Below are 7313 nucleotides of genomic sequence, written 5' to 3' on the forward strand. Positions count from 1 at the left end.
CCGTTATCGTCGTACTCTATGTAAAAAACCAAGTTGCGGCACCGTTTTTTGACCTAATAGGCCGCTAAAATTGTTAAAGAACGTGCCTTAAAGATAGGTGGTATGGGAGGCTTTTCCTACCTTTTTCCGAACAAAGTGAGCAGGGTTTTTGTTTACATAAACATGGCTTGCTAAATGGGTTCCCGTTGGGATTGCCAAAGCTATCTTTACATAATGCGCTCTTATGGTACTCTGTCCAGGTAGCCATAAGCACACTATGTAAAATAGCCGCTACGGCCAGCGCACACATCGGAACTGCCAAAGGCACTTCATAGGTTTGTTCCGGTAAGATTGGGACTGGTGGATGCTTGGTCGGACGTATGTACGTATGCGCCCTTTCCCAATGTCGGCGGACCGGTTTCCCGCGGTTACGTTTTTAAAGATGGCTAACCGTGGCTGGATCTGGCGCAAAGGCGTTCGCCAGATTTAAAAATGATAGGCCAAGCGGCGATTGAGCGTCCCGCAGGAGTAAGCCGTTTGTGGCCACAGACACACATCTCGAAGAAGTAGGTGTTTTTTCATCGGTCTGTCATGACACGCACACATCTTGAATAAGGTTTTTAAAGATTGTTAACAGGGAAGAACCGAATGACTTATCTATTTATATTTCTAGATTTCCATCTTTTAATTTAGTCCTCTTACCCCATAAGTCTTTACGCATTGATTTTACAGTTTTTATGAATTGCCCGTTTGAAGGCGACGATATAAAATCACGGACATTTTTAATTACATCATCAGGCGCGTATAGTAACATTTCGTAGTATTCGGCTTTTAATGTTTCTTTGAGGTTATCTTTTGAAGTGATGTCAGGATGAGAGTCACGAATAAACATCATATTATCAGGTTTCAGATAAACGTTCATAAAAATCATTGCTGATTTGTACCGACGAATCTTATGCTCAAACTCAGATGCGGATTTCTCACGTTTTTTATCTAATATATATTTGATGAATAGTGTAGCAACAGAGCCGAGACCGAACGAGATTAGTGCAACCAGTATATTTTCAGGCATAACTTGAACTAATTGATTTACTGATACTTTCTTCCAAATATAAGGAAGTATGTTTATCGTTTTAGCGTTGGCATGGCGGCAATTTTACATAGCGTTATTATGCGCCGTCAGGTGGTAGCATAATGCAACGTTATGTAAACATTGCTTTGGGCAGGTTTTTATGCATCAGATTTTTCCGTTGGCGTAGCTGATCGGAGTTGCGAGGCACGAGCAAGCTGCAATCTGCTGCAAGTGCGCTGGCGCATAAAAATCTGCGGAAGTGTGGCGTGCGGAAGGGTAAAAAGAACAGGGCGAGCCGTGAGGTACGAGCGGCGTGGGCTTTTTGCCCTGGGGACTTTTCAGTTTATCGGATGGAAGTTCTCCACGATGTCATGTAGGTTTTCAATATCATTTTGTAAATACTTTTCGGTGGAACTGATGTAGCGATGCCCCGCCATAATCTGGACTTTTCTAAGACTGTGGATTTTTAGCCAGTTGATGATGATACTTGTCCTAAGTGAAGAACAGCCCCTTACCTTTTGATTGTTCTCTTTCATGTATTTCAATATCCTACTGGTAATGCTGTGCATCTGGTCAATGCTGCCGAAGAACAGTTTTTCGGGGTTGTTCCCCCTGTCCTTTTCCGACAGATAAGGTCGGGCTTCTTCCACATATTGCAATAGCTCCATCATTTGGCAAGGTTGTAGTTTCAAGGTACGTGCATTGCCCCTTCGGGTACTTGGAACATCCACTTTTCCCTTTTTCAGTTGTAGATGTTCCTCTTGCATGTGGTGCAGCTCCATCACAGTAACGCCTTGGAATACCATCAGCCCAATGACAACTTTATCCCTCAGTTTGCTTGCCCTAAAAAAAGTGTCGTGGTGCTGCGTTTGGTAACTGTAATAGAGGTCTTCCAGTTCCTCGCTGTCCAATAGTTCGCCGATGGCCTTGGTACGTGTTCCCCGTATGGTCATATCGGTGGCGGGGTTCTCCATGGCAATATTTTCCTCGATCAGATAATCGTGGTAGAGCTTTATCGCCCGAAGCTCATTGTTGATGGATTGTCGTTCATAGCCCTTTTCCGTTTGTAGGTACTTGGTGTATTGCAGCATCTGGGGATAGGTCATCCCGCTTTCTTCGATGCCTTGATTTTTGAGCCAACTCTGTAGCCGCCTGATTCGTAACAGGTGTACCCTGATGGTGCTTTTGCTGTATCGGTTTTTCAATAGGTATTCGGTAAAATTCATAGTTCCTCTTTTATGAGATGTGTATATACTTGGGTGCTTTCCAATGAGCTATGTCCTAGGAAGCGGCTTACTGTTTCAATGGCGACCCCGTTTTCCAGTAAGTGGGTGGCAATGCTGTGGCGCATCTTGTGGGGCGTTATCCTTCGCTCCATCAATTCGGGATTTCCCGTGGCCTTAATGATGGCACGCAGGCGTAGCTTAAAACTTTGCCCGCCCATCCGTCCGCCCTGTTGGTTGACAAAAAGGGCTTCGGTCTGGTCGGCCTTGTAGAAGATGGGGCGCCCGTCATAAATGTATTCCTCCAAAATTTCCATGTTATGGTCATTAAGGGGTACATGGCGTTCCCTACCGTTCTTCGTCCGACGTGCCAGTATGCGGTTACGGCCAAAGAGCACATCGCCCAGGTTCAGGTGTACGGCCTCATTGCGGCGAAGGCCGCAGCTATATAAAACCACTAGCATAGCTCTATCTCGCAGGCATACATGGGGCATTACATAGCTGTGATGTGCCGCCTCGAACATTTCCCTTATCTCCTCTTGGCTTACGATATCGGTCGCATCGAGTTTATCGGTCTTTTCGGAACGCAGGTGTATCGATAGCGGTCGGGCATTGTGCTTTTTCAGGTATTCGTTGAAGCGTTTGATCGCGCTGATATGGTTGTTCAGGGTATGGTTGCTGAGCGCACCGCCGTAGCTTTCATTGGGGCGTTGCTTTAGGTACTGGTAATAATCGGATATGACTTTATATGTAACCGTATCCAGTCCATAGTGTCCATGATTTTCAAGCCAATGGAAGAACTCCCTTAGGTACAGCGGAGAGTATTTTATGCAGCTTCTGCTATATCCGAGGATACCGAGCCACTCCTTGAAGGAGAGCAGGAACGCTTTATAGGTACGGTTATGTATGGGCAGTTTCTTCATAATTGCTTGTCGGTGCTACCGACTGTTTTCATGGCCCTTGATGTTTTTTGCAGTTTAGTGGAACAGAGTGGTTAACTGGTTCTCTTTCTTTGGGTTGCCCGTTCCATTTTGGCAGTGGAACGCTTTGGAACATTGGAACGCGGTGAGCCACCGCAAGCATTGATTTCCAATAGGCACTTTTGCAGGGCTTGGGCTATGGCGGCTTCCAGTTCTTTGTACTCGTCGGGATCTGTTACTTCGTAACGGGTCAGGTGCTCCCCCTTTACCTTTACTTTTTTGATGTAGTTGTTTTCAAGCAGTTGTTTGTGGTAACGCCATTGGGTGGTCTTTTTTACTTTCAATTTTCTGCGCATTTCAAGGGCGGTAAATCGGGTGGCATGCTTTTTAAGTTCTTCGAGGTAGTTCCTACATGCGCCCGTGATGATGTCGGATTTGCGAAGCAGTACATCAATGATAAGTTCGTTGGCCTCCTTGATGTCCTCTATGGTGGTTTCAATAAATTCCTCACCTGTCTGCTGGTCATATTTCTTTTCCCGCCCAAATTGCTTGTAGAAGGTAATCGCCTCGATAAATTGTAGGTAATGGCTGTTCGTTCGTCTTGGTTTAAAGACCGATCCCGGAAGTTCCAGGTACAGGGCATATGGGTTCACCACTTTTATCGGCTTCAATGACCGTTGTACGTTGCACAACAGATTCGCAGCTTCGATTTGCTCCTGTTCGTCCAGTTTTCCCGCACTTGCCAAGCGTTGGTAATCCATGATGCGCTTGTCCTGCTCGGCGGATTCGTCGATGTAGAGCAAGAAGCTTCTATTTGAGTTATCCTCGTAAACCGATTCCTGTGTGGTACAGCCCGCCACCGATACAGGCCCTTCGACAGTTAAATGGATGGTCTTGGTCGTTCCCTTGGCATCCTTGTGGACGACCGTTTTTGTGATGCGCTTTTTGGATTGGAGTTCACGCAATGGGTACAACACGGATTCCGCCCCGTCCAAATCCTCAATGAGTATGAGCTTGTGTTGCAGTTCGGTACGGTTGAAGTAGTAAAAGGCGTTGGCCGATAGTACCGTGATCTCGACTTTGTCCTCCTGGGGTATGAGTTCGGCCACTTTCGATTGTAGGTGCGTTTTTCCGACGCCACTACTGCCCAAGCTGATACAGTGCAATGGGTTGTTGGTCTTTCTGCTCGTAAATATCAGGTACATGAGCAATCTGTTGGTATGTTCCCCGATGACACCGCTTTTTCCAATGAGTTCGTTCGTTTTCTCCAGTAGGTTTTTCTTCTTTAAAAATGCTTCTGCGGCTCGCAGTTCACTAGCGGTCATTTCCTTGATTATGGGCTTTGCTGTTTGTTCCTCTAACAATAAGAATCGATGATTCTCGAGTTCCCTTGTCAGTTGTTGCAGGGTGCGCCTGACGATGGTCGTGCCCACTTCCAACCGTTCGGCGGTTTTTCGCACCAGCCTTTCGGTCTGGTTGTCGTTGTACAGGTCTATCGAGTGCCTGAGCACATTGTGTTGTTTTAGTTTTTGCAGCGATAAAGTGACCCTTAGGGTCTCGAGCTTGGCGGTCTTGATGCCACCGAGAACGTGGATTTCCAAGTACTGCGTTTTATAGCCGTAGTTGTTCGGGTTGGTCGTGTCGAGTGCTGGCATGTTATTTCTTATTTCTGAACATATATTCAATATTAATACAAATATATATTTAAAAATATATTATCGGCAACACTATTTACGTTACATTGTATAAAATCGGTTATTTGATTAGCTTTGACATATATTTAAAGCCTCTATGAGCAACATCAACGGTATAATAGCGGAGAATATCAAACAATTGAGGGCACTCAAAGGACTTTCCCAAAAGCAGGTGTCAATGGAGGTAGGTATTCCGCAAGGTCAGTACTCGCTCGTGGAAAACGGCAAGGTAATGCCCACCATTCCCACCTTGGAGAAGATTGCGGGCGTGTTCGAGGTTTCCGTTGCGGAGTTCTTCAGGGCGAACAACGAGGAAGATGTCGTGAACCTTTCCCTATTGGAGAAGATCAAGATCATCGATACCCTGGATGATGACGAGAAAGAGGCACTCTTGAAGCTCATCGACATTGCCGTGTCCAAGAAAAAGCTCAGGGACAATCTCAACAATCTTATCGCCTCTTAAAAATTTAACATATTTTAACAATACTACTTATATGTGTCTTTTAATACACATAAGTAGTGTATCGTTCACATAAAAAAACCGCCCCGGTGGGCGGTTTCTTGATAATTTAGTTTCCTACGATTAATTTATTTTTGGTCAAATTAGCATTAAAATATTCCATGTTATCGTAGTAAAAGCCATCAAAACCAACTACGTACTCTGTTTTCCAATTGGAAAAATATTTGTTGGCTTTTCGTTTGTTCTTGAAGTTTAGAAGATTGACACTGATAATGGTATCACCGGTTTTGGCGATGTAACCAAAATATTGACGTTTGTATTTACAAAGCTTTCTCTTCACATTATTAGCTGGTTTTGGATAGACAAGATTCTCATTTGGATTCTTTTTTCTTAAACTATCGACCATACTGACTTTAGAAGAATTATACTGTGCAATCAGCATTTTTTCAACTTCTTTGATTTGCTCCTTGGTAGGCGTAAACGATTCCTTAAAATTTGACCTGTTAACAAGAGGGGTATAATCCTTTTTGAATATTACAGATTCACCTCGATAGTAATCCTTTAAAGAAATTAATTCACTGTTCCCCTGTGCATGACCAAATAGAACTGTCAAAAAAAATACACTTATAAAACTTATTTTCATAACTAATCATATTTATAAGGTAGAACCATAGTACTGCTGCCAGGCACTGGCACCACCCTAAAAGTACCATCTACAGTATTTCCTTGTGTTTGAAATTGAATTGTTGGCATAGTTTGGCTTTGTGAAAAGTGCCTACTTGTACCATTATTATTCAATAGACCACCAAGATTCGTGCCTCTATCAATACTGTAGTGTGTCCTCAGGGATAGTCCATTCTCTCCGCGAACCCTATTTTCCCAATGACTGGCGTATATCTCAGCGTTTGGAATTGCTGTTCCGTCTGATGTTGTTACCCAAGTGCTTCTATCTACAACTCCATCCAAAGCATCGTGCGCATGACCTAATTCATGTGCCAAGCCGATAAAAGAAGGCCTTCTAGTACTGCCTGATTGGTCGGGCCCTCCGCTTTTATCCGAAGGATTCCAAGAAACTCTTAGTCCTCTGGTAGAATTGCTGCCTTTTCCAATAAAAACATGCTGGCCTGAATCTTGTAGGTCTCCTACGAGCTCATTTCCTGCATCTCCACCAGTTCTTATGGAATTTAGAGCATCGACTGTTTTCCCCAAAAACCCTTTTAGTTTGGTAGAGCCATCTTTCTTGGTTTTGAGTCCTTTTCCATTATAGGCCGTTCCATCCCTATTGTACAGCTTGCCATCCTCGTAACGGATTTTTTCATTCTTGTAATTTATCCAAATGGTATCACCTGCAATCTCGGTAAACCTAATCGGATTATTTGCAGCAAAATGATAAGGGGTTTTATCGTAATACTTCTCCGCAAACCTATCGATTTTGTTGAAACGTGCAATCGCTGGGTCGTAGTCCCTCCACTGGAAGGCGTAGGTCTCCTTGCCCAATTCTTCCTCGTGCTCCTGGCCCTGGTAGGTCATATGGTCGTTCTCGGCCCCTTGGATATTCCCGTTATACCCCTTGTGCTGTAAACCGAAAGGATAATAGTTCCGCTCCTGGAGTATCTCGGACTGGCCAACAGAGCCGTCATTGTCGGTGTCCTGATAACTCAAACGGACAGAACCGAGGTGGTCCCTGTACTGGTATACATAGTCATAACCACCGGAACCATCGGGTTCGACATAGCCCTCGGGATGTCCAAAGAACTGCAATGCGCCGTTCTCGTAGACGTAGTTCCCCGCGTAGTCCGTGGTATTGCCCGTGCTTACGGTCTTTCTCATCTTTACACCTGTTGCATCGTAAATATATTGAATATTGTCGGTATTTACGTCTATCCGGGTAGGCAAATTCAGATGGTTGTACTCTATCCCACCTGCGGCTATCCCCTTATTGAGGTCGGACGTCATGTTCCCGTT

The 7313-nt window shown here is 44.6% G+C and carries 7 protein-coding genes; 1 reads left to right on the top strand and 6 read right to left on the bottom strand.

Features of this window, described 5'->3' with window-relative positions; genetic code table 11:
- Positions 1–640: 640 nt before the first annotated feature.
- From ACEQ81_RS18520 to ACEQ81_RS18535, 4 genes are all read right to left on the bottom strand, one after another.
- Positions 641–1051: a hypothetical protein gene (locus ACEQ81_RS18520; RefSeq protein ID WP_411032415.1), complete on the bottom strand. Its 411-nt coding sequence runs from the start codon at positions 1049–1051 to the stop codon at positions 641–643.
- 338 nt (positions 1052–1389) lie between these two features.
- The gene (locus tag ACEQ81_RS18525; RefSeq protein ID WP_411032416.1) at positions 1390–2277 is read right to left on the bottom strand and encodes a tyrosine-type recombinase/integrase; all 888 of its coding nucleotides are present in this window, start codon (positions 2275–2277) and stop codon (positions 1390–1392) included.
- The gene (locus ACEQ81_RS18530; RefSeq protein WP_411032417.1) at positions 2274–3197 is read right to left on the bottom strand and encodes a tyrosine-type recombinase/integrase; all 924 of its coding nucleotides are present in this window, start codon (positions 3195–3197) and stop codon (positions 2274–2276) included. The genes ACEQ81_RS18525 and ACEQ81_RS18530 overlap by 4 nt, the downstream gene beginning before the upstream one ends.
- Positions 3198–3268: 71 nt before the next feature.
- Entirely contained in the window at positions 3269–4849 is a 1581-nt protein-coding gene (locus tag ACEQ81_RS18535) for a hypothetical protein (RefSeq protein WP_411032418.1), read from the bottom strand.
- A gap of 136 nt (positions 4850–4985) precedes the next feature.
- Between ACEQ81_RS18535 and ACEQ81_RS18540 the strand changes: the two genes are divergently transcribed.
- Positions 4986–5351 carry a helix-turn-helix domain-containing protein gene (locus ACEQ81_RS18540; RefSeq protein ID WP_411032419.1) on the top strand — a complete coding sequence of 122 codons (366 nt, stop codon included), beginning with the start codon at positions 4986–4988 and terminating at the stop codon, positions 5349–5351.
- A 106-nt stretch (positions 5352–5457) separates the two neighbouring features.
- On the opposite strand, the gene ACEQ81_RS18545 is transcribed toward ACEQ81_RS18540, so the two are convergent.
- On the bottom strand, positions 5458–5991 hold the full coding sequence (locus tag ACEQ81_RS18545; RefSeq protein WP_411032420.1) for a hypothetical protein: 534 nt from the start codon (positions 5989–5991) through the stop codon (positions 5458–5460).
- 2 nt (positions 5992–5993) lie between these two features.
- Positions 5994–7313 (bottom strand): M91 family zinc metallopeptidase (locus tag ACEQ81_RS18550; RefSeq protein ID WP_411032421.1); only part of this gene is annotated, 1320 nt, incomplete at its 5' end.

The organism is Spongiimicrobium sp. 3-5 (assembly GCF_046557915.1).
GTDB lineage: Bacteria > Bacteroidota > Bacteroidia > Flavobacteriales > Flavobacteriaceae > JBHEBG01.

What these genes read in the sequence shown, in the direction of transcription:
- ACEQ81_RS18520 (WP_411032415.1), bottom strand. Translation starts at nt 1,051, where the DNA reads ATGCCTGAAAATATACTGGTTGCACTAATCTCGTTCGGTCTCGGCTCT.
- ACEQ81_RS18525 (WP_411032416.1), bottom strand. Translation starts at nt 2,277, where the DNA reads ATGAATTTTACCGAATACCTATTGAAAAACCGATACAGCAAAAGCACC.
- ACEQ81_RS18530 (WP_411032417.1), bottom strand. Translation starts at nt 3,197, where the DNA reads ATGAAGAAACTGCCCATACATAACCGTACCTATAAAGCGTTCCTGCTC.
- ACEQ81_RS18535 (WP_411032418.1), bottom strand. Translation starts at nt 4,849, where the DNA reads ATGCCAGCACTCGACACGACCAACCCGAACAACTACGGCTATAAAACG.
- ACEQ81_RS18540 (WP_411032419.1), top strand. Translation starts at nt 4,986, where the DNA reads ATGAGCAACATCAACGGTATAATAGCGGAGAATATCAAACAATTGAGG.
- ACEQ81_RS18545 (WP_411032420.1), bottom strand. Translation starts at nt 5,991, where the DNA reads ATGAAAATAAGTTTTATAAGTGTATTTTTTTTGACAGTTCTATTTGGT.